At 41.6% G+C, this 20924-nt stretch carries 18 protein-coding genes; 9 read left to right on the forward strand and 9 right to left on the reverse strand.

Annotated elements, in window-relative coordinates:
* Positions 1-60: 60 nt before the first annotated feature.
* From adk to AACQ83_RS12415, 5 genes are all read left to right on the forward strand, one after another.
* Positions 61-705 carry an adenylate kinase gene (gene adk / locus AACQ83_RS12395; RefSeq protein ID WP_112877958.1) on the forward strand — a complete coding sequence of 215 codons (645 nt, stop codon included), beginning with the start codon at positions 61-63 and terminating at the stop codon, positions 703-705.
* A 176-nt stretch (positions 706-881) separates the two neighbouring features.
* Positions 882-1859 (forward strand): ferrochelatase, encoded by a 978-nt coding sequence (gene hemH / locus AACQ83_RS12400; RefSeq protein ID WP_112877959.1) that lies wholly within the window; start codon positions 882-884, stop codon positions 1857-1859.
* 179 nt (positions 1860-2038) lie between these two features.
* Complete coding sequence (gene wzz(fepE) / locus AACQ83_RS12405) at positions 2039-3142, forward strand: LPS O-antigen length regulator Wzz(fepE) (RefSeq protein WP_112877960.1); 1104 nt, start codon at positions 2039-2041, stop codon at positions 3140-3142.
* A gap of 98 nt (positions 3143-3240) precedes the next feature.
* A complete protein-coding gene (locus tag AACQ83_RS12410) occupies positions 3241-4551 on the forward strand; it encodes an inosine/guanosine kinase (RefSeq protein ID WP_112877961.1) in 1311 nt (436 codons plus the stop codon).
* Between the two features lie 1050 nt (positions 4552-5601).
* Complete coding sequence (locus AACQ83_RS12415) at positions 5602-6213, forward strand: LysE family translocator (protein ID WP_112877962.1); 612 nt, start codon at positions 5602-5604, stop codon at positions 6211-6213.
* A 524-nt stretch (positions 6214-6737) separates the two neighbouring features.
* On the opposite strand, the gene ybaL is transcribed toward AACQ83_RS12415, so the two are convergent.
* Complete coding sequence (gene ybaL, locus AACQ83_RS12420) at positions 6738-8444, reverse strand: YbaL family putative K(+) efflux transporter (protein ID WP_112877963.1); 1707 nt, start codon at positions 8442-8444, stop codon at positions 6738-6740.
* Between the two features lie 241 nt (positions 8445-8685).
* Positions 8686-9903, reverse strand: a complete 1218-nt coding sequence (locus tag AACQ83_RS12425; protein ID WP_112877964.1) for an MFS transporter — start codon at positions 9901-9903, stop codon at positions 8686-8688.
* Between the two features lie 253 nt (positions 9904-10156).
* On the opposite strand from AACQ83_RS12425, the gene ushA reads away from it, so the two are divergent.
* On the forward strand, positions 10157-11815 hold the full coding sequence (gene ushA, locus AACQ83_RS12430; protein WP_112877965.1) for a bifunctional UDP-sugar hydrolase/5'-nucleotidase UshA: 1659 nt from the start codon (positions 10157-10159) through the stop codon (positions 11813-11815).
* A gap of 61 nt (positions 11816-11876) precedes the next feature.
* Here ushA and ybaK read toward each other — a convergent pair whose 3' ends face one another.
* Both ybaK and AACQ83_RS12440 read right to left on the reverse strand, forming a co-directional pair.
* Positions 11877-12353 carry a Cys-tRNA(Pro)/Cys-tRNA(Cys) deacylase YbaK gene (gene ybaK / locus AACQ83_RS12435; RefSeq protein ID WP_112877966.1) on the reverse strand — a complete coding sequence of 159 codons (477 nt, stop codon included), beginning with the start codon at positions 12351-12353 and terminating at the stop codon, positions 11877-11879.
* A gap of 185 nt (positions 12354-12538) precedes the next feature.
* A complete protein-coding gene (locus AACQ83_RS12440; protein ID WP_112877967.1) occupies positions 12539-13351 on the reverse strand; it encodes a TraB/GumN family protein in 813 nt (270 codons plus the stop codon).
* A 297-nt stretch (positions 13352-13648) separates the two neighbouring features.
* Between AACQ83_RS12440 and AACQ83_RS12445 the strand changes: the two genes are divergently transcribed.
* Positions 13649-13966, forward strand: a complete 318-nt coding sequence (locus tag AACQ83_RS12445; RefSeq protein ID WP_112877968.1) for a type II toxin-antitoxin system PrlF family antitoxin — start codon at positions 13649-13651, stop codon at positions 13964-13966.
* The gene (locus AACQ83_RS12450; RefSeq protein ID WP_112877969.1) at positions 13966-14415 is read left to right on the forward strand and encodes a type II toxin-antitoxin system YhaV family toxin; all 450 of its coding nucleotides are present in this window, start codon (positions 13966-13968) and stop codon (positions 14413-14415) included. The genes AACQ83_RS12445 and AACQ83_RS12450 overlap by 1 nt, the downstream gene beginning before the upstream one ends.
* 100 nt (positions 14416-14515) lie before the next feature.
* Here the strand turns inward: AACQ83_RS12450 and copA are convergent, their stop codons facing one another.
* On the reverse strand, positions 14516-17263 hold the full coding sequence (copA, locus tag AACQ83_RS12455) for a copper-exporting P-type ATPase CopA (protein ID WP_112877970.1): 2748 nt from the start codon (positions 17261-17263) through the stop codon (positions 14516-14518).
* A gap of 138 nt (positions 17264-17401) precedes the next feature.
* Between copA and cueR the strand changes: the two genes are divergently transcribed.
* Entirely contained in the window at positions 17402-17803 is a 402-nt protein-coding gene (cueR, locus tag AACQ83_RS12460; RefSeq protein WP_112877971.1) for a Cu(I)-responsive transcriptional regulator, read from the forward strand.
* Here cueR and AACQ83_RS12465 read toward each other — a convergent pair.
* The 4 genes from AACQ83_RS12465 to AACQ83_RS12480 all read right to left on the reverse strand — a co-directional run bounded on the left by AACQ83_RS12465 (position 17797) and on the right by AACQ83_RS12480 (position 20911).
* The gene (locus AACQ83_RS12465; protein WP_112877972.1) at positions 17797-18252 is read right to left on the reverse strand and encodes an NfeD family protein; all 456 of its coding nucleotides are present in this window, start codon (positions 18250-18252) and stop codon (positions 17797-17799) included. The genes cueR and AACQ83_RS12465 overlap by 7 nt on opposite strands.
* A gap of 2 nt (positions 18253-18254) precedes the next feature.
* The gene (locus AACQ83_RS12470) at positions 18255-19175 is read right to left on the reverse strand and encodes an SPFH domain-containing protein (protein ID WP_112877973.1); all 921 of its coding nucleotides are present in this window, start codon (positions 19173-19175) and stop codon (positions 18255-18257) included.
* 24 nt (positions 19176-19199) lie between these two features.
* On the reverse strand, positions 19200-20057 hold the full coding sequence (locus AACQ83_RS12475; protein WP_112877974.1) for a co-chaperone YbbN: 858 nt from the start codon (positions 20055-20057) through the stop codon (positions 19200-19202).
* A gap of 68 nt (positions 20058-20125) precedes the next feature.
* Complete coding sequence (locus tag AACQ83_RS12480; RefSeq protein WP_112877975.1) at positions 20126-20911, reverse strand: SDR family oxidoreductase; 786 nt, start codon at positions 20909-20911, stop codon at positions 20126-20128.
* Between the last annotated feature and the right edge of the window lie 13 nt (positions 20912-20924).

Here is a 20924-nt window from a genome sequence, read left to right on the forward strand (position 1 = left end):
AATGGTATGGTGGCTCGTTTTCTCAAAATATAAAAACTAACTAGCAAGGGGATTTACGCAATGCGTATCATTCTGCTGGGCGCTCCGGGCGCCGGTAAAGGGACTCAGGCGCAATTTATCGTGGAGAAATATGGGATCCCTCAAATTTCTACTGGTGATATGTTGCGTACTGCGGTTAAGGCTGGCACAGAATTGGGTTTAAAAGCAAAAGCGCTGATGGATCATGGTAAGCTGGTTACTGATGAACTGGTTATTGCTTTGGTCAAAGAGCGCATCAAACAAGATGACTGCCGCAATGGTTTCTTGCTGGATGGGTTCCCCCGTACTATCCCCCAGGCTGATGCAATGAAAGAAGCGGGTATTAATGTTGATTATGTCTTGGAATTCGATGTTCCCGATGAACTCATTATTGAACGTATCATTGGGCGCCGTATACATGCGCCATCTGGCCGTGTTTATCACATTAAATTTAATCCGCCAGCAGTGGAAAACAGGGATAATGTTACGGGTGAAGAGCTGACTGTTCGTAAAGACGATCACGAAGATATCGTGCGTAAACGTTTAGTTGAATACCATCAACAGACAGCACCTTTAGTGTCCTACTATCAAAAAGAAGCAGAGGCAGATTATACCAAATATTTTAGAATTGATGGTACTCGTAAGGTATCTGAGATTAGTGAAGAATTATCTAAAATTTTGGATTAATCAACCTGAATGATTCTTAGAGGGCGACTAATAAGTCGCCTTATCCTATATTATTTATTTACTGTATCAGGTAAATTAGTCGATTTTTCCTCATTGTTTTCGTAGATAAACATGATTTTCATCTGTATTTTATTATGCTAGGGTTTTCACTAGCGAAACAATGAAGGATCGACATAATGAACAACGGTAAATTTGGTGTTTTATTAGTTAATCTCGGCACTCCTGATAAACCGACAACTGCGGCTATAAGACATTATTTAGCTGAGTTTCTTAGCGATAAAAGAGTCATAGATTTATCTCGATTTATCTGGAAGCCAATATTATATGGTTTTGTTTTGCCTTTCCGCTCCTCACGTGTAGCAAAGTTATACCAGAAAATTTGGACTGATGAAGGTTCTCCTCTGTTAGTATATGGCCGTCGGCAACAGAAATTACTGGCAGAAAGACTTGCTGACATACCTGTTGAACTGGGAATGAATTACGGTTCTCCATCTCTTGAACAAGCGATTGACAACTTACTTAAGCAGAATGTTGAGCAGCTGATTGTTTTACCACTTTATCCCCAATATTCTGGTTCCTCATCTGCGGCTGTATTTGATGGTGTTAGTCTGGTATTGCAAAAATACCGAACTATTCCTGGGATTCACTTTATTCGTAGTTATGCTGATCATCCGGCTTATATTTCTGCATTGAAAGAAACTATTGAGCAGAGTTTCGATAAGCATGGTCAACCAGACAGATTATTGCTTTCCTATCATGGCATTCCGCAGCGTTTTGTTGATACGGGCGATATTTATGCTGAGCAGTGTAAGTTAACAACACGATTGCTAAAGCAAGCAATTAATTATCCGGCAGAGCAGGTAATGATGGCTTATCAATCACGTTTTGGTCGTGAGCAATGGTTGACACCATACGTAGATCAAACGATGCAAACTCTACCTAATCAGGGAATAAAACATATTCAGGTACTTTGCCCTGGTTTTTCGTCTGATTGTCTGGAAACGCTGGAAGAGATAAAACAGCTAAATAAAGAGATGTTTCTTAATGCAGGTGGGGAAAAATTTGAATATATTCCGGCGCTTAACGACAACGCTAGTCATATTTTACTACTTGAAGAGTTGGTCAACAGGTTTGTCAGAAACAGGAATGAATAGTGATAGGATTAATCTATCATTAGGGTTCATTGGCTTTTTAAGGTATATTGCTACACAGATACCAGCCTAGTGGAACTGCCATACTTGTTTCAGAGTAAATGGGAATTAACCTATAGGCTTAGTGGGATGATGTTTTGTATATCAATTAGTAACAGCATATTTGGATTTGGATATAAATAATGAGTAATAAACCGATTAAAGACACTAATTTCAGTGAAGAATATTTTAATTATTACAATTCAAAACAAGATGATGAAATTGATTTGTTTGAGTTATTCTCTGTTTTATTTCAATCAAAGTTATTGATTATCACTATTACTATCCTTTTTGCTGTTATTGGCTTTGTAGCAGCATCTTTGATGCCACAAAAGTGGAGCAGTTCGGCTTCTATTGTTAAGCCTCAACTTGAAGAGATACAACCACTTAGAGATCTCCTGACTAAGTTAGAGGTTTTAAGTTTACAACCATCAGTAACTTCATCGTCACTGTATAATAATTTTTTAAATAATTTTAATTCACGGGTTTTGCGTGAAGAATATCTGGTTAATACAGAATATTTTAAAAATCTGGTGGCTGAATCAGGTGATCATTCACCATTTGCAAAAAGAAAACTTATTGAAAAGATTGTGAATGATAATATTTCATCTTCTTCAAAAGCGGAAAAAGATGATGAAAATGGTGAAACTAAATTGACTTTCAGTGCCGGAACCGCAGAAGATGCATATAATCTGTTAAATGGCTATATTGACTATGCGTCGTCTGTTGTCCATGAACAGGTGAAGAGTGAATTAAGTGATATAGTAAAACAAAAGCTTAATTACTCTGAAGGTTTATATAACGTTGATTTAAACCGTGTGAATAATATACAGGAAGCTAATATTGAGCGATTGAAACATGCATTATCTATCGCTAATTCGGCAGGAATTAAAAAGCCTATTTCCAGTGAAGGAGCAATGATCAAAGACGATCCAGATTATTCCATTGCTTTGGGGGCTGATGCATTACAACGTAAGTTGCAAATTACAGAGGAGATAAAAGATCCCACCTTGATTGATGCTGACTTACGTAACCGTTTGTTCTATATAGAACAGCTGAAAGCACTTAAAGTAGATAAAGTTAACTTCCAACCATTTAGATATATGCAGGCTCCTTATGAGCCGACAGCGAAAGATTCACCGAAGCGTCTACTTATCTTAATAGGCAGTGCTTTTCTTGGGCTGATCTTGGCTGTGGTGTCTGTTCTAATTCGTCATATGGTACGTAGTCGTCAGCAAGCGGCTTAAGTTTTCCTTGGCAGTAAATGTCGTAGTGACATTTGCTGCCTGTCAGTTTTTATTGTGCTAATATGCTGCACCTTTTGGCGTTATAGCATCAATCAAAAATGAAATTCCCTGGTAAACGTAAATCAAAACACTATTTTCCCGTCAGTCTGCGTGATCCTTTACTCCAGCCAATTAAAGAGATGATGGATGGTGAGAATAACCGAGCTTATATCGTTGGTATCGATCAGACATTAGTGGATATTGAGGCGAAAGTAGATGAAGATTTTATCCAGCGCTATAACCTCAGCCAAGGGCATTCATTAGTTATTGAAGATGATGTAGCTGAAACCCTGTATAAAGAACTTACTGATAATAATCTTATTAGCCACGAGTTTGCTGGTGGCACTATTGGTAATACTTTACATAATTACTCAGTTCTTGCCGATGATCGTTCCGTCTTACTGGGTACTATGTGTAGTAATATTCAGATTGGCAGTTATGCTTACCGCTACTTATGTAACACGTCTAGCCGTACTGATCTGAACTATTTACAGGGAGTGAACGGGGCAATTGGTCGCTGTTTTACGTTAGTAACGGAAAATGGTGAGCGGACTTTTGCCATCAGTCCTGGGCAAATGAATCAACTTAAACCGGAAAGTATTCCTGAGAAGATTATTGCTGAAGCTTCTGCTTTGGTATTAACTGCTTACTTGATTCGTTGTAAATCGGGAGAACTAATGCCAGAAGCAACCATGAAAGCTATCGAATATGCGAAAAAGCATAGTGTACCTGTGGTTCTGACGCTAGGGACGAAATATGTTATTGCTGATGATCCACAATGGTGGCGTGATTTTCTGGTTGAGAATATTTCTGTTCTGGCAATGAATGAAGATGAAGCTTATGAGCTTACTGGTTTCAGTGATCCACTATTGGCTTCGGATATGGCACTAGATTGGGTCGATTTAGTTTTGTGTACCGCAGGTCCGGCTGGATTATATATGGCAGGTTATACGGAAAAAGATTATATGCGTCAGACAACCCATCCATTGTTACCGGGTGCTATTGCTGAATTTAACCGTTATGAGTTCAGCCGTGCTATGCGTAAATCTGATTGCCAAATCCCGATGAAAGTTTATTCCCATATTGAACCTTATATGGGGGGGCCAGAAAAAATCATGAATACCAATGGGGCAGGTGATGGTGCTTTATCTGCTTTGCTGCATGATATAACGGCCAACAATCACCACAGAATGAATGTGCCTAATTCCAGTAAACATATCCGTACTTATCTAACATATTCATCACTTGCTCAGGTATGTAAATATGCCAACAGAGTTAGCTATCAGGTATTGAGTCAGCATTCCCCACGATTAAGCCGTGGTTTGCCCGAAAAAGAAGATAGTTTGGAAGAATCTTACTGGGAACGATAATTTTAAAATTTCGGCACCGTGTAAATTAATGAGGTGCCGAAATTTAGCTATAAAATCATTTATTAAGATTATAAATGGTAGTTAGAGTTTATTTTATTGACAGTAATGATATTTCGTCTAATTTATAAAAGGCAAAGTATTTTATTCTTATTTATATATCTGTTTAAATAAATTCAAATAACATTTAAAAATGTCCTAGAATAGAATATTTATATCATTCAGATAGCAATAATATGAAAATAAAATTTTATATTTGTTTTTTATATTTAACTTATGTTGTTGTTTTTTATATAAAAATTGCGTGTGACGGCGCATTTCTAATATAGCTAGATACTGCTAAAATCACCAATCCGGTTCATGCTGATTTGATTATGTACCTAATTTTTCTGTTTATTGTAATAGGGATTAGCTAAAGGAAGAATTTGGACTAAAATCACAATTTTTAAAAATCTTGGAACTGATTTCTCAATTGTTGATTTTACTAATTATAATCAAGATGATTAGCTAGAGAATACTCCTTTATTAGTAATATACTGAAATGATACTAGCTGTGTATTGAAATGATATTCTTTATATATTGAAATGATATCGGCCATATATAGAAATGATATTAGTTATATATGGATTGGAGCTGCTATATTTTAGGAGTATTCCCGAGGTTAATACGGAATTTCATATTTTTTGTATAGTATTGAAATGTAGATTAGTGTTTTATGATGCTAATTTAGATAGCGAAACTTTGGCGATGATTGATAACTCAGAAGGATCATTTAGTGAAATAGTTTTTGTTTTCTGTAATTATTTTATTTTGTTGCCTATATTAGGAAAGGTTTTTTGTATATTTTATTACTGAATTGGAGTTATTGAGATTACTAACATTGAGAGAAAAGACGAACCTAATAGCTATTAAGTGAAAGTAATGGTATTTAATGACCGTAACTTATTATTGTTAATTTAAAGAGATGGGGGGTGTGATGAAATTTTTTACTGAAAATTTCCTATTATATTTCAAATAATTAATTATTATGTATAACAGCCACTGAGGATACTATGAATAGTTACTACGATTATATAAGAATTGCCAGTATGGTGAGTATGGTCTTAATTATGCCGGGACCAACAAATACTCTTTTGGTATCATCTGGATATTCACATGGTTTTATTAGTACACTCAGGCTGATATTAGCTGAGGCATTGGGTTATATAACAGCAATTAGTTTGTGGGGGTTATTTTTATCTACAGTCTCTCATGCTTTCGTATGGTCACTGGTCGTCTTAAAGATGTGTGCTTCGACATACATTGCTTATCTAGCTTTTAAAGTTTGGCATTTCTCATTAGACAAGAATGTAGTAAAAATCCATTTTATCACGGTATTATTTGCCACATTGCTGAATCCTAAGGCTTTTGTGTTTGCTACATATATATTTCCTCTTACTGCATTTACTTTGTGGTCAGAATACATTCCATGCATGACGGTTTTTGTTTGTGCGTTATTACCCGTTTCCCTGATTTGGGTGGGGGTTGGGAAAATGCTATATGTAGGAAAGTTCGGAAAAGGAATTTTAAAACCCGATTTGTTTTATCGTCTTGCTTCTTTAGTGTTATGTGTTTTCTCTGTTTCAATGTTTTACACGTCAATGAAAGGTGTTTTATATCTTTGACATAATCGGATGTTTGATATTGCGCCCTCCCGACTGATTGGCTTTTTCATTAATAGTCTCATTAAGCTAATAGTGGTTGAAGGTAGCTTGGATTGTATAGAGTTTCCTTGTTGTAACTAGGTAAATACCATGATCATGTTAAGTAATGCATGGTATTTACCCTCCCTATTAATAAAAAAATATTTACCTCAATGGGTTGCTGAATCTTGTTTTGAATGGGCTAAGGATTAATTGATAATTCGATTGATTTTTGTTGTATATACCCGTCATCTTTCAAGTTGCCTCTTTGTTGGCTGCACTCACTCACCCCGGTCACATCGTTATCTATGCTCCCGGGGATTCGCTCCCTTGCCGTCGCGATGCATCTTGAAATCCATAGGGTATAGAATTGAGTAAAGCAATACTTCAACTGAAAGTTTTGTTCCCTCTGAACCGTTCTTATCACTGATACTTAAGTGATAAGAACGGTTCATGATCCCTACTCGGTAAGGAATAGGGAATGATTCCATCAGCAGTCGCTTTCCTCAAAGTAATGGCGAAAAAGGCGATGCTGGAGGTGGTTCAATCGGATAGCTTTGCTCACTGTTGGCGAATACAGTTGCCATTGTTTTAGCAATTTCATGCTCACCAATAATGACGTGGCTAGCTCCACGCTCTGTGATATAGGTAACTTCATCGTCATAGTCGGCTCGGACGATAATATTAATATCCGGGCGTGCTTCTCTTGCACAGGCGACAATCTCACCCGCTTCATAGCCATTAGGAATAGTTAGTAGGAGGGAGCAGGCGCAATCCAAGCGCGCCAGTGACATAATATCTTTGCTGGCAGCGTTGCCCATGACTGCACTAATACCTTGTTCACCGAGTTCCTCAAATTTGGCTCTGGTGTTTTCAATAACAACCAGAGGGATCTCTTTTTCCTGCAAGCGTTGGCATAGCAAGCTGCCGACACGTCCGTAGCCGACAACGATAGTGTGGCCGCAGATATCGACAGGAATTTGCGTCTCTTCTTCCAACGTTTCTTCCAGTAACTGTTCCTCAATAGTTTCTGTTTTTTCTAGATAGCGATCCAACAGACTAAATAGAACTGGGTTTAGCATGATAGAAACAATCGCGCCAGCCAGAACAAGGTTACGGGCATTTCCATCAAGCAGACCGAGTGCAACCCCAAGGCCGGCTAGAATAAAGGCAAATTCACCGATTTGCGCCAGACTGACTGAAATCGTTAACGCGGTCCGGCGTGAGTGGCCGAACATCTTTACAAGTAACATTGCAGCGGCGGACTTACCAATAATAATGATTGCCAACGTTGCCAATATCGATAGGGGCTGTTGAATGAGGACCATTGGGTCGAACAGCATGCCAACAGAAACGAAAAATAATACGGCGAAAGCATCTCTGAGTGGCAGCGTATCTTGGGCTGCACGGTGGCTTAGTTCTGATTCGTTTAATACCATCCCGGCGAAGAACGCCCCCAGTGCGAATGAAGCATCAAACAGAGCAACGGCACCGTAAGCGATACCCAAGGCGATAACCAATACAGCAAGGGTAAATAGTTCCCTGGAGCCGGTACTAGCGGTTTTTGCCAGTACCCAAGGGATTAGACGGCGGCCAACAACAATCATCAGCAAGATAAAAGCGATAACTTTGCCGACTGTCATGGCGAGCTCCATAATTAACTGCCCGATATTGGCTTCCTTATTACCAAGAATACCGGCAGCTGCGGGCAGTAATACCAGAGTCAGCACCATCGCTAGATCTTCGACAATCAGCCAGCCAATAGCTATTTGACCTCGTTGGCTATCGATCAGTTGGCGCTCTTCTAGCGCTCGTAATAGAACAACGGTACTGGCGGTTGATAGACAGAGACCAAAGACGATACCGCTAAATAATTCCCAACCCAGTATTGCTGATAGCCCTACTCCGAGTAGTGTCGCGACCAATATTTGTGCAATAGCACCAGGGATAGCAATAGATTTTACTGCTAACAGATCTTTGAGTGAAAAATGCAGTCCGACACCAAACATCAATAAGATGACACCAATTTCTGCCAGTTCGGGGGCCAGTGATGCATCAGCGACAAAACCAGGAGTGAAAGGACCAGCGAGTACTCCCGCAGTAAGGTAACCAACCAGCGGTGAGATTTTCAGGCGTTGTGCCAGCATACCAAGCAGATAAGCGATAAAGAATCCGCCAACGATAGTGGTGATAAGTGGTGTCGAGTGCTCCATTAAGACTCCTTCTTGCTGAGGCTAGTAAATAGCATAGTGAAGAGGTAGGTGTAACTGTATTTTATAGATAATTCGAGGTAAATTCGCTAAAAAAATGAATAAAACATCAAAAAATATGGATTGAAAGGATTAAATTACCCGTAACAGGTATTTGTGTTGCTCTATTTGAATATTTATGAGGTAAATAAGCACTATTCCCACATAAAAATTAACTTTTATGTGGGATTGTATGGTGATTTTCCTAGTTCTTATCTTCTATATTAGGTAATAAAGCGGTAAATATGCCAAGTAACGGCAGAAAAGCACAAATCTGATAAACCAGTTCAATACTTGTTCTATCCGCAATATCACCAAGTACCGCTGCGCCAATACCTCCCATACCAAAAGCCAGCCCGAAAAACAGGCCGGATACCATCCCGGTTTTACCTGGAATAAGTTCCTGAGCGTATACCAGGATTGCAGAGAACGCAGATGCCAGAATCACACCAATAATCACTGATAGAATACTTGTCCAGTACAGAGAAGTGTAAGGCAGAACTAATGTAAAAGGTGCAACTCCAAGGATAGATATCCAGATAACATACTTTCTGCCGATCCTGTCACCAAGCGGTCCACCAATAATGGTTCCTGCTGCAACTGCGAATAAAAAAATAAACAGATGAAACTGGGCGCTTTGCACGGAAATGCCAAATTTGTGTATTAAGTAAAAAGTATAATAGCTACTGATACTGGTGAGATAAAAATATTTGGAAAAGATTAAGATTAGCAAAATAACCAAGGAACCTATCACGGTTTTTCTTGATAAAACTTTAATGGCAGGGCCAATTTTGGCTTGATTTTTCTTGAAATAATTCTGAGCGTTATACCATTTACTGATCTGTAGCAGCACGATGATACCCAGTAATGCTGCCAAAGAGAACCAGCCAACGTTGCCTCTGCCATAGGGAGCAATAAACAGAGCGGCTAGCAAAGGCCCAAGGGAGCTGCCAAAATTACCGCCGACTTGAAAAAGAGATTGAGCTAGTCCGTGGCGACCACCGGATGCCATACGTGCTACGCGCGACGATTCCGGGTGGAATATCGAAGAGCCTGTTCCAATTAATGCAGATGCTAATAGAATTAACGGGAAATTGTTGGCATAGGCCAGCAATAATAGACCGGATAAGGTGAAACTCATCCCAACAGGTAATGAATAGGGCTGTGGATGTTTATCAGTATAGAGACCTATCAGTGGTTGTAATAAAGAGGCGGTAATCTGATAAGTCAGGGTGATCATACCGATTTGCACAAAACTCAGGTTGAATTCTAATTGTAGTAAAGGATAAATTGCCAGAATCAGCGATTGGATCATATCGTTCAATAAGTGTGAAACACTGATTGCCCCAAGAATAGTAAAAACGGTATTCCTGGTTTTTTTGGGGTGAGATGGAACTATGGTGGTATTGCTTTGTTCGCTCATATTCGCAGCCAACCTGTCTTAATCAATAGTCAGTATATTGGTTATTTGTTGAATTTTAATACATATTAGGTAGAGAGTTGATTTTTTACTATCTTGGATATAGTTTTATAGTATTCTCGCAAAGACGAAACAAAACATGTGTTAATAACTGCATAACATAACCTGTCTCAAGAAATGATCAACTTATCCCGCCTTGTTAGCTTTAAAAGCTGTTTTTGCATGGCAATTCACTAAAAAAACATGGAGATATACCATGAAATTCTCGTTCAAGACCTCAGCTTGTGCTTTGGTTGTATCTATAGCACTACTTCCAGCAATCGCAAATGCATGGGAGAAGGATAAAACCTATAACATTACCATTTTGCACACCAATGACCATCATGGTCATTTTTGGCATAACGATTATGGTGAGTATGGTTTAGCTGCTCAAAAAACGGTAGTTGATGAAATCCGTCAGGAGGTCGTGAAAAAAGGTGGTAGTGTGTTACTACTTTCCGGCGGGGATATTAATACCGGTGTACCAGAATCTGATCTGCAAAATGCCGAACCTGATTTTAAAGGCATGAACTTGGTGGGCTATGATGCAATGGCGTTGGGTAACCATGAGTTTGATAATCCTCTGTCAATACTGCGTCAACAGGAAAAATGGGCAACTTTTCCATTTCTGGCTGCCAATATTTACCAAACAAGCACCGGCAAACGTTTGTTTAAACCTTATACTATTTTCGATAAACAGGGTGTGAAAATTGCGGTTATTGGCCTGACGACTGATGATACGGCGAAAATCGGTAACCCAGCTAATTTTCCTGATGTTGAATTTCGTGTTCCTGCGACAGAAGCCAAAATGGTTGTTGAAGAACTAAAAAGAGATGAAAAGCCAGATGTGATTATTGCAGCAACCCATATGGGGCACTATGACAACGGTAATCATGGTTCTAATGCGCCGGGTGATGTTGAAATGGCTCGCAGCTTGCCTGCGGGCTATCTGGATATGATTGTCGGTGGTCACTCACAAGATCCGGTCTGTATGTCTGCGGAAAATAAAAATTATAAGCAGATCGATTATGTGCCAGGAACCCCATGTTCGCCGGATCGTCAGAACGGTACCTGGATTGTTCAGGCTCATGAGTGGGGTAAATATGTTGGTCGTGCTGACTTCCAGTTCCGTAATGGTGAATTAAAGCTGACTCACTATCAGTTGATCCCTATTAACCTCAAAAAGAAAGTGCAGAAGGAAGATGGTTCTACTGAACGTGCTTACTACACTCATGAAATTGCACAAAACCCGGATATGTTAAAGTTGCTGATGCCTTATCAAGATAAAGGTGATAAACAACTTGGTGTAAAAGTGGGTTCTATTGAGGGTAAATTGGAAGGGGATCGAAGCAAAGTTCGTTTTGTTCAGACTAATATGGCCCATGTTGCGCTTTCTGCCATGATGGAACGCGCGGGTGCTGATTTTGCGATTATGAGTGGTGGTGGTATTCGCGATTCGATTGAATCAGGTGATATCACTTATAAAGATGTGTTGAAAGTGCATCCATTTGCCAACACATTGGTTTACGTTGATATGAAAGGCGATGAAGTCAAACAATATCTGGCGGCGATTGCTAATATGAAAGTTGACTCTGGTGCTTATGCACAGTTTGTGAATGTTAGCCTGATTGCTGATGGTAAAGGTATTAAAGAGGTAAAAATCGGTGGAAAGCCACTAGAGCCGAATAAAACTTACCGCATGGCAATGCTTGACTTTAATGCTATTGGTGGTGATGGCTATCCACGTGTTGATAATTATCCAACCTATGTCAACACCGGTTTTGTTGATGCAGAAGTTTTGAAAGACTATATCGAGAAGCATTCACCACTGAAAGCGGCTGATTATGAGCCAAAGGGTGAGATTATTTATCAATAATCCCTGACAGAATGGTAAATCGAAAGGGCGGCAATTTTGGCCGCCCTTTTGGGGTAATAATTTAAGTTTTTGCAATATCAGCGAAATTACCTCTCAGTAATCTACAGAGATCAGACGACGCCAATTCAATATCTAACCCTCGTTTACCACCTGAGACAAATATAGTTGGGAACTGTTGCGCTTGGTTATCAATAACTGTTGGCAAGTATTTTTTCTGTCCTAGCGGACTGATCCCGCCGACGAGATACCCTGTCACTTTCTGGGCGATTTGGGGATCAGCCATTTCTGCTTTTTTGACTTTAAAAACTTTGGCGACCTTTTTTAAATCCAGTTCACTTGAAACGGGGGTGACGGCTACCACCAAATTTTTAGCTTCACCATTAAGTGCAACCAGCAAAGTTTTAAATACCTGTCTGGCATTGAGTCTTAATTTCCTCACTGCTTCATCACCAAAGTTATGCTCATTTGTATCGTGTTCATAGGTATGAAAAGTAAAGCTAACTTTCTGTTTTTCTAATAGAATGATCGCAGGTGTCATAATTTCATTACATAGAATAATTTTGTAATTAAGGATAATGGATGAAATATAAGGATGGAATTGATATTCTAACTATGGCTCTGTTGCTTGTGTACAAACAGGTAATATCCCGAACAATAAGAATAACGAGAGTGACAGGTTATTCCTCTTTGATTGGCCAATACTACTGTATTATTGGCCTTTTTTTAATCCTGTTCTTCTGCCAGCATCTGAGGCAAATTCCCTTCACCGTACAGATGCAAAGCACCAACAGCGACAAGATATCGACCGGTAGGTAATTTCCGTAAACGCTTATTCCATCGTTTATTACGTTCAGTCATCAATAGTTGGTATATCTCTTTACTGAAAGTTGTTGGTAAAACATGTTTTTGCTGTTCAGGTTGATAGTCCATCCACCAACTGATCATTGTTTGTAAAGCGCGGGCATTTGCGTGCCAATGGGTTAATGTATCTTCCAGTAGTGGCAGGCCGTTATTGGGAATTTGATTAAGTAAATTAATTTGTGATTCAGTACCTTCTAGTTCAATAACCGTTTTCCCTTGCGCTTTGGCTGCATTCAGTAGCTGATAATCGATACCGTAGTGGGGATGCAATCCAAGGTTTTGTGCTTGTCCTGCTTGTAAAATTAAAGCGATTTGCCATGAGGGTAATAAATTGAGGAATTCTTCCTGCTGTTGGATTTCATTGCAGCAGTCTTGAAAATTCTGGTACATCTCAGAAGATAAACGTTGTTCGATGCGGTGATATGATTGAAATTCATCATGAAATGGGGAGTCTGCCTGAATAATATCTGCTTCCACGATTAATGTATCGGATAGATTAAGTTGTTCTATCAATATTTCCGAAAGTGGGAACATATTTTTCGTACCCATGTGAATACTGCCTACCAGGTGCAAATGTCTATCACCTGCCAGTATAATATCGTGAGCGGGATAGGGATAACGGTGGGAAGACTTTATTCCCAATATATTGGTAAGGTGTTTAATCAGTCGTCCCATTTGTGTTCCGGTTTAGCATTTATATTTTTAAGGTGACTATCAATATTATAGCTGTACTTCCGCTGTATCTTTATTTATTTCCATTGAATGTTTCTTTACTACTATCAGTATACAAGGAGATTTTTTTGCTCCTTCCATTTACCTTGCTAGCCTTTTAGCAACTATCACAGTCTTTTGGTATAGAGAGTCAGTAGATTGGTGTTCACCGTTAAAGTGAAATAAACCTAAACTAGATTATCTTGACGATGTAAGGATTATTCCTTACATTTTGATGAAAGTGATAATTGGAGATTTGTTATGACATCTATCTATGAACTTGCAACATTGACTTCCAAAGGTCAGATAACGATACCTAAGTCTATCCGTCAGGCATTAGGTATTGGTACAGGTAGTAAGTTGGCCTTTGAGTTGTGTAATGGTGAGATAGTCGTGACCTGTGTAGGAATTGAGCATGAAGATCCTGTCATTGGGGCATTCCTTGATCTATTGTCTGAGGATATTCAGGTTGGGCATCATGTGAGTGGTTTACCTAAAGAATTGGAAGAGGCTATGCAATACAATGTTGGTCACGCTATCGATCTGAGTGAAAATATTGACGGAGATGTTGTGATTTGATGCAAAGACATGGATGGACACTGCTATATCACTCATGTGTGATACAACAGCTTCAGAAGCTGCATGATGCAGTAAAAAGGGCCGAGAAGAGTGGCCCACACGGGTTCGAGAGCAACTCTAGTGTCAAGCTGTTTCGGGCGTTGAGCAAATTGATTCTGGATGTGGTACCAAGTGATCCTTCTCGGGACGAGTATCGGCAAGGTAACACCTTAGGAGAAGCCTATCGCCACTGGCGACGAGCTAAGATTGGTCGAAGGTTCCGCTTGTTCTTCCGTTATGATTCTAGGGCTAGGATCATTGTGTATGCTTGGGTCAACGATGAGGAGACCTTGCGTTCGGAAGGTAGTAAGTCCGATCCCTATTCGGTCTTCGAGAAGATGCTAGGAAGAGGAAATCCGCCCGATAGTTGGGCTGCGTTGATCGCAGCCAGCCGGCATAAGTGGTTATAACTGAAGTAATTTGTCCACGAATTGGCGATGGATGATGGGGTAAAAGTGTAAAGAGTACAGGGATGACAAATTTTTACAATTTACCCCAATATCGCTAAAGCTAACTCATTTTCGTGGTTTTAGACTTAAACCTCAGTAATCGATTAGCATTACTCACCACCGTAATTGAAGACAGCGCCATTGCCGCACCTGCGACTACCGGATCTAACAGGGTTCCGGTAAAGGGATAGAGCAGACCAGCGGCAATGGGAATACCTAATGTGTTATAGATAAACGCGCCTAGTAAATTTTGTTTCATATTGCGCAGAGTGCCTTTGGATAGCTCAACCGCATCAGCCACACCGTGTAGACTATGACGCATTAGTGTTATTGCGGCGGTTTCAATGGCGATATCACTACCGCCTCCCATTGCAATGCCCACATCAGCCTGCGCTAGGGCAGGGGCATCGTTAATGCCATCCCCCACCATAGCAACTTTGTGACCTGCTGCTTGCAATTTCTGAATCGCCTCAGCTTTGCCATCAGGCAATACACCCGCAATCACTTGATCAATACCCGCTTCTTTTGCAATCGCATTGGCAGTCACCGGATTATCACCGGTCAGCATCACTAAACGGTAGCCTTGGTGATGTAATCGTTGCAATGCAGTCATGGTATCTTCACGCAGTGGGTCACGAATTGACAGCACTGCCGCTACTTTACCTCCTGCTGCCAGAAGAACCGGTGTGATGCCTTGTTCTGCCTGTTGAACAATCAGCGGTTTTAAGTCTTGCGTATCAATCTGCTTTTGTTCTAGCCATGCTTGATTACCTAGCAACAAGGTTGTGCCATTCACTTCACCGCTGATACCCTGCCCAGCCAGCGTATGGAATTGTCCAACTTGCGGTAATTCCAGCCCTTCGGCTTTAGCAAGAATGGCTTTGGCTAATGGATGGTTAGAGCCTTTTTCCAGTGCACCCGCCCAACGCAATACCTCTTGTTCACTGTACCCATTAAAGGTATGTATATCAGTCAATTGAGGCATACCTTCCGTCAGCGTACCGGTTTTATCGAAAACAATGGTATCCAATGTGCTCGCTTGTTGCAGTGCATCGGCATCCCGAACCAGTACCCCGAATTCTGCTGCTCGGCCGACACCAGAGATAATTGACATCGGGGTCGCCAGCCCAAGGGCACAGGGGCAGGCAATAATCAACACAGTGGTAATAATGACCAATGAATACATAATCTGTGGTGCTGGCCCAACGAAATACCAAATAACACCGGCAATCAGGGCAATGGCGACCACAACGGGAACAAACACGGAGGAAATTTTATCTGCTAACTGACCAATTTCTGGCTTACTACTTTGTGCCTGACGGACCAGTTTAATAATTCGTGCTAATGTTGTCTGACTGCCAACCGCGGCGGCAGTAAACAGTACTGTACCGTCTTGCACCGTCGTACCGGCATGAATGTTATCGCCTTTGGTTTTTTGCTGTGGAATCGGCTCACCGGTGAGCATTGCCTCATCTATCCAAACCTCACCTTGAATGATTTCACCATCAACGGGAACACGATCACCGGTTGTCAGACGTAACGTCATGCCGGGTTTGACGTCAGTCAATCGCATCTCTTTTTCGCCATCTCCTGTCACCACATGGGCAGTCGGTGGTGTCAGATCTAGCAAGCGCTCCAGTGCTTTTGAAGAACGCTGACGGGCACGTTGTTCCAGAGCATGCCCCAGGTTTATCAGACCGATAATCATCGCGCTGGCTTCATAATAGAGATGACGGGCTTGTGGTGGAAAACTATCTGGCCATAGGTTGACACTGATGGAGTAAAGCCAGGCTGCGCCAGTTCCCAATGCCACTAAGGTGTCCATTGTCGCACTGCCGTTTTTCAGGCTTTGCCACGCATTGCGATAGAAGTGACCACCGGCAAAAATCATCACGGCAAGCGTGATAACGCCGATAGTCAGCCAGATATGATGGTTTTCAGGTGTGAGCATCATATTATCGCCCATCATGCCCCATACCATCACAGGAATACCGACGACTAAGGCTAATGCTGACTGCCAACGAAAACGGCGCATATTAGCGTCAGAAACTTGTTGCTGTCGTTCACGCCGCTCAGCTTCATCCTGAATCAGTTCTGCGCCATACCCGGCTTTTTCTACTGCTTTAATCAGTGCTTCTGGTGAGGCACTACCGGTAATTAAAGCGCTGCGTTCAGCAAGATTCACTCTGGCATTTTCCACGCCATCAACGCTTTGTAATGCTTTCTGAACTTTATTCACACAGCTAGCGCAAGTCATGCCATCCAACAGCAACTGGATGCTCTCATCGCTATCACTCACAACGGATACGTCAGTTTTTTCGACCGGAAGGGAGGAGGTTGCCGCTGCCAAAGGTTCCGGTCTGTTTGAAGCAGGTAATGTCAGCGGCTCAGATTTTGGGGAGTTTTGACCAGAAGCGAGTTTTGCTTGATAACCTGCCTGCTCAACAGCGGCAATCAGGGTAGCGACATCGGCTTTACCGTAAACTTTAGCTGTTTCAGTATTCACCTCTGCGGCGATAACGCCATCTACGGCTTCCAACGCTTTACGAGTCGTACCGGCACAATGCATGCAACTCAGGCCAGAGAGAGCCAGTTCAACATCGGGTTGACTGGCGATTATCGCATCGTAACCGGCTGCTTGAATTGTTTCGATTAATGATTCAGCAGAGGCTTTACCGATGATTTTGGCATAATCGATCGTAATATCCGCTTGTTCCACATCTGCATGATTTGCTAGTGCCTTTTTCACACTGTTAACACAGTGCATACAGGAGAGTCCCTGCAAGGTTAAAATGGTTGTGTGTGACATAAAAAAACTCCTAACACATAGTGATGTAATTATTCTTCACACCTGTGTGATAATTGATGATATCTACACAGTTCAAGTGAATTTCTGACTTATTGCGAAGGTTAAACCTTCCCTCAAGGGTAAGGTCAAGGGGAAAAAATGAACATTAGTGAGATTGCCCAAAAAACCGGTCTTACCAGCAAAGCGATCCGGTTTTATGAAGAAAAAGATCTGATTACACCGCCGGAAAGGGGGGATAACGGCTACCGTTATTATCAGCAGAAACATATTGATGAACTCACGCTGTTGCGTCAGGCAAAACAGGTAGGTTTTACGCTTGATGAATGCCGTGAATTTTTAGTGTTATTCCGCAATCCCAATCGACACAGTGCTGATGTAAAAGCAGCAACATTGCATAAAGTGGCTGAAATAGAAAAGGCGATTGAAGAGTTGCAGAAAATAAGAAGTAAATTGTTATCTTTGGCGGAAGAGTGCCCTGGAGATGACGGGGCTGCATGCCCCATCATAGATCATTTATCGGGTTGTTGCTCTCATCACTGAGAACTGACCGGTTTTACTTTCAGGGTAATGCCATCAACAGCGATCACTTCTACTTCGGTATGGGCTGGTAGTTCACTATCACAGTGAACTCGCCAGCTTCCATCCGCCAGTTTGACCCGGCTGTAACCATTTTCAGTATCTGTAGTCAGTTTGGCTCGGATACCGATGAGCTGGTGGTCTTTCTGGTTCAGGGTATCGCCGCCTTTTGATGGGCGGCGACGTAACCAATAGCGCCATAGCATTGCAGAAAGCAGCGTCAGAGTGGCAAACAAAATGCCTTGCCATTCCCAATCTATTCCTGGTAGCAACCAGGTGACAAACGCAACAACGATAGCGGCTATACCCGTCCATAACAGATAGCCGCCAGTTCCCAGAAGCTCTGCAATTAACAGTAAGCCGCCAAAAGAGAACCAGAGCCAAGGGGTTTGCGCCGCAATCTGTGCAATCATGGTTATTTACCTTTTTTGCTTTCGCCAATCAGTTCAGTAATACCGCCAATCGCACCCATTAGATTGCTCGCTTCCAGAGGCATCATAATGACTTTGCTGTTACTGGAAGCGCCAATACTGGTCAGTGCATCCGTATATTTCTGGGCAACAAAGTAGTTAATTGCCTGCATATTACCGTCAGCAATTGCATCGGACACCATTTTAGTTGCGCGAGCTTCCGCTTCGGCGGCACGTTCACGTGCTTCTGCCTGGAGAAATGCCGATTGACGTTCCCCTTCTGCTTTCAGAATTTGAGACTGTTTTTCTCCTTCTGCTTTCAGAATAGCCGCCTGACGGATACCTTCTGCTTCCAGAATATCAGCACGTTTTGTACGTTCTGCTTTCATCTGGGCGTTCATGGCAGAGATCAACTCTTTTGGTGGACGCACATCACGGATTTCAATACGGGTAATTTTCACTCCCCACGGGTTAGTGGCTTCATCAACAATATGTAATAGACGACTGTTGATAGAATCACGCTGCGACAGCATTTCATCCAATTCCATTGAACCCAAAACGGTACGGAAGTTGGTCATCGTCAGATTGATAATGGATAGTTCAAGGTTGCTGACTTCATAAGCAGCCCGAACAGGATCGACAACCTGAATAAAGCAGACTGCATCAATAGTAACATTGGCGTTATCGCGGGAAATCACTTCCTGTGAAGGAATATCCAACACTTGTTCCATCATGTTAATTTTACGGCCAATGCGATCGATAAAAGGGACGATAATATGCAAACCCGGTAATAAAGTTCGGGTATAACGGCCGAAACGTTCTACCGTCCATTGATAGCCTTGTGGCACTGTTTTTACGCAAGTAAAGACAATAACCACCGCAATAAATATCAGAATGGGTACGGCACCAAAAGCGAATAAATCCATAGCAATTCCTTACAATTAAATAAATCAGTAAAGCAGCGAGTAAACCTGGCGACGGTATTTCGAAGCTAAGGTATTACCGGTCCCCATTGCAGACATAATATCCATCATTGTTTTCCGTACCGCGCCGTTGGCAGCAGAAAGGTCCTTTTTCAGGAAGCTGAGTAATAATTCCAGAGCTTCATCATTACGGCTGACTTCGTGCAGTTTCAGCGCGAGCTTAACAGCCAGCTCTGCATTTTCCGGTTGAATGGCGAATTCTTGCTGCAATTGTTGGATCTCTGGTGTATCCGCCGCTTGCTTTTGTAACTCAATTTGAGCCAGTAAACTGTGATAATGAGTGTCTTGATCCTGTAATGGAATAAGACTCAGAATTTCCTGGGCTTCTTCTATATTATTGAGCATAATTTGCACTTTGGTCAACATAAGTGCAATTGCACTGTTTTTGGGCGCTAATTGCCAGGCTTCTTTCAATAACGGTAGTGCTTCCTGATGTTTTCCTTCGGCGATAAGTTCCTCAGCTTGGGCGGCTTTCAACTCTTCCGGTTTCGGTAATATACGAGCAAGCATCTCTCTAATCACGTTTTCAGGTTGTGGCCCTTGAAAACCGTCTACGGGTTGACCTTGTTGCATAATATAAACTGTAGGAATGGCGCGTAAGCCAAACTGTGCAGCGACCATTTGCTCTTTATCACAATCTACTTTTGCCAATATGAATTGATTTGCGTATTCGGCTGCCAGTTTATCCAGTGTTACGCCTAATTCTTGGCAATGTGAGCTACGTTCAGACCAAAAATAAAATAAAACAGGCACAGTCATAGACTGTTCAACGGTTTGATGTAGGTTGCTTTCGTTAACATTAATTCCAGTAGAGGTTGGTAACATATAATTAGTCTCTTAAATTTGATTATTGCAGGGTATGATTAAATAGATTGAGGTTATTTTATTAACTTTCAAGTTGTACCACTCTGTTTACTCAGTATTTTATCCATTACTCTTCCTGGCAAAATCCGGCGCATAATAGTAACTGCGTGGGTTATCCAAGTCACTGGATAACGTAATTTAGGGTTAGGACTTTCCAAAGCATGAATCAGTTTGCGCACAACAGCTTCGGGGGTTAGGGTAAAATGGCGGGCGATCTTGGGGTTTCTGACCGGCTTATCGCTTTGCGTTTGATTCACGTTTTCTGTAAAACGTGTTTTTATCGGGCCAGGGACAATTAGACAAGCTTTAATTCCTGTTCCGGCTAATTCCATTCTTAACGCATCTGACCATGCTTCCAAGGCATATTTACTGGCAGAGTAAGCACCGCGGCCTGGGGTTGAAATCAGTCCCATAACTGAACTGGTTTGGATAATACGGCCTTCACCATGAAGTTGCATTGCTGGAAGTAATAAGCAGGTAAGTTGATGTGTACCAAATAGATTGGTGGAGAATTGCCGTTCCAGTTGTTCACGACTGATAGTATTGAGCGGGCCATAAATACCAAAGCCGCCATTATTAAACAGTCCGTAAAGACGGCCATTGGTTAGCCTGATGACCTCTGCTGCGGCGCGTTCAACACTCATTTTGTCATCAAGATCCAATTCGATAGGTTCCAGTCCTAACTCGCGCATATGCTGTAAATCTGCGGGTTTCCGGCAAGCTGCTAAAACTCGATAGCCCCGCTGGTGTAGTGTTTTGGCCGCCACCAGACCAATTCCACTGGAACAGCCTGTGATAAGAACTGACTTTTGCATAACTTTAACCTGT

The organism is Photorhabdus sp. S10-54, assembly GCF_963878145.1.
In the GTDB taxonomy this organism is placed as follows: Bacteria; Pseudomonadota; Gammaproteobacteria; order Enterobacterales; family Enterobacteriaceae; genus Photorhabdus; species Photorhabdus kayaii.

What these genes read in the sequence shown, in the direction of transcription:
- adk (WP_112877958.1), top strand. Translation starts at nt 61, where the DNA reads ATGCGTATCATTCTGCTGGGCGCTCCGGGCGCCGGTAAAGGGACTCAG.
- hemH (WP_112877959.1), top strand. Translation starts at nt 882, where the DNA reads ATGAACAACGGTAAATTTGGTGTTTTATTAGTTAATCTCGGCACTCCT.
- AACQ83_RS12410 (WP_112877961.1), top strand. Translation starts at nt 3,241, where the DNA reads ATGAAATTCCCTGGTAAACGTAAATCAAAACACTATTTTCCCGTCAGT.
- AACQ83_RS12415 (WP_112877962.1), top strand. Translation starts at nt 5,602, where the DNA reads ATGAATAGTTACTACGATTATATAAGAATTGCCAGTATGGTGAGTATG.
- ybaL (WP_112877963.1), bottom strand. Translation starts at nt 8,444, where the DNA reads ATGGAGCACTCGACACCACTTATCACCACTATCGTTGGCGGATTCTTT.
- AACQ83_RS12425 (WP_112877964.1), bottom strand. Translation starts at nt 9,903, where the DNA reads ATGAGCGAACAAAGCAATACCACCATAGTTCCATCTCACCCCAAAAAA.
- ushA (WP_112877965.1), top strand. Translation starts at nt 10,157, where the DNA reads ATGAAATTCTCGTTCAAGACCTCAGCTTGTGCTTTGGTTGTATCTATA.
- ybaK (WP_112877966.1), bottom strand. Translation starts at nt 12,353, where the DNA reads ATGACACCTGCGATCATTCTATTAGAAAAACAGAAAGTTAGCTTTACT.
- AACQ83_RS12440 (WP_112877967.1), bottom strand. Translation starts at nt 13,351, where the DNA reads ATGGGACGACTGATTAAACACCTTACCAATATATTGGGAATAAAGTCT.
- AACQ83_RS12445 (WP_112877968.1), top strand. Translation starts at nt 13,649, where the DNA reads ATGACATCTATCTATGAACTTGCAACATTGACTTCCAAAGGTCAGATA.
- AACQ83_RS12450 (WP_112877969.1), top strand. Translation starts at nt 13,966, where the DNA reads ATGCAAAGACATGGATGGACACTGCTATATCACTCATGTGTGATACAA.
- copA (WP_112877970.1), bottom strand. Translation starts at nt 17,263, where the DNA reads ATGTCACACACAACCATTTTAACCTTGCAGGGACTCTCCTGTATGCAC.
- cueR (WP_112877971.1), top strand. Translation starts at nt 17,402, where the DNA reads ATGAACATTAGTGAGATTGCCCAAAAAACCGGTCTTACCAGCAAAGCG.
- AACQ83_RS12465 (WP_112877972.1), bottom strand. Translation starts at nt 18,252, where the DNA reads ATGATTGCACAGATTGCGGCGCAAACCCCTTGGCTCTGGTTCTCTTTT.
- AACQ83_RS12470 (WP_112877973.1), bottom strand. Translation starts at nt 19,175, where the DNA reads ATGGATTTATTCGCTTTTGGTGCCGTACCCATTCTGATATTTATTGCG.
- AACQ83_RS12475 (WP_112877974.1), bottom strand. Translation starts at nt 20,057, where the DNA reads ATGTTACCAACCTCTACTGGAATTAATGTTAACGAAAGCAACCTACAT.
- AACQ83_RS12480 (WP_112877975.1), bottom strand. Translation starts at nt 20,911, where the DNA reads ATGCAAAAGTCAGTTCTTATCACAGGCTGTTCCAGTGGAATTGGTCTG.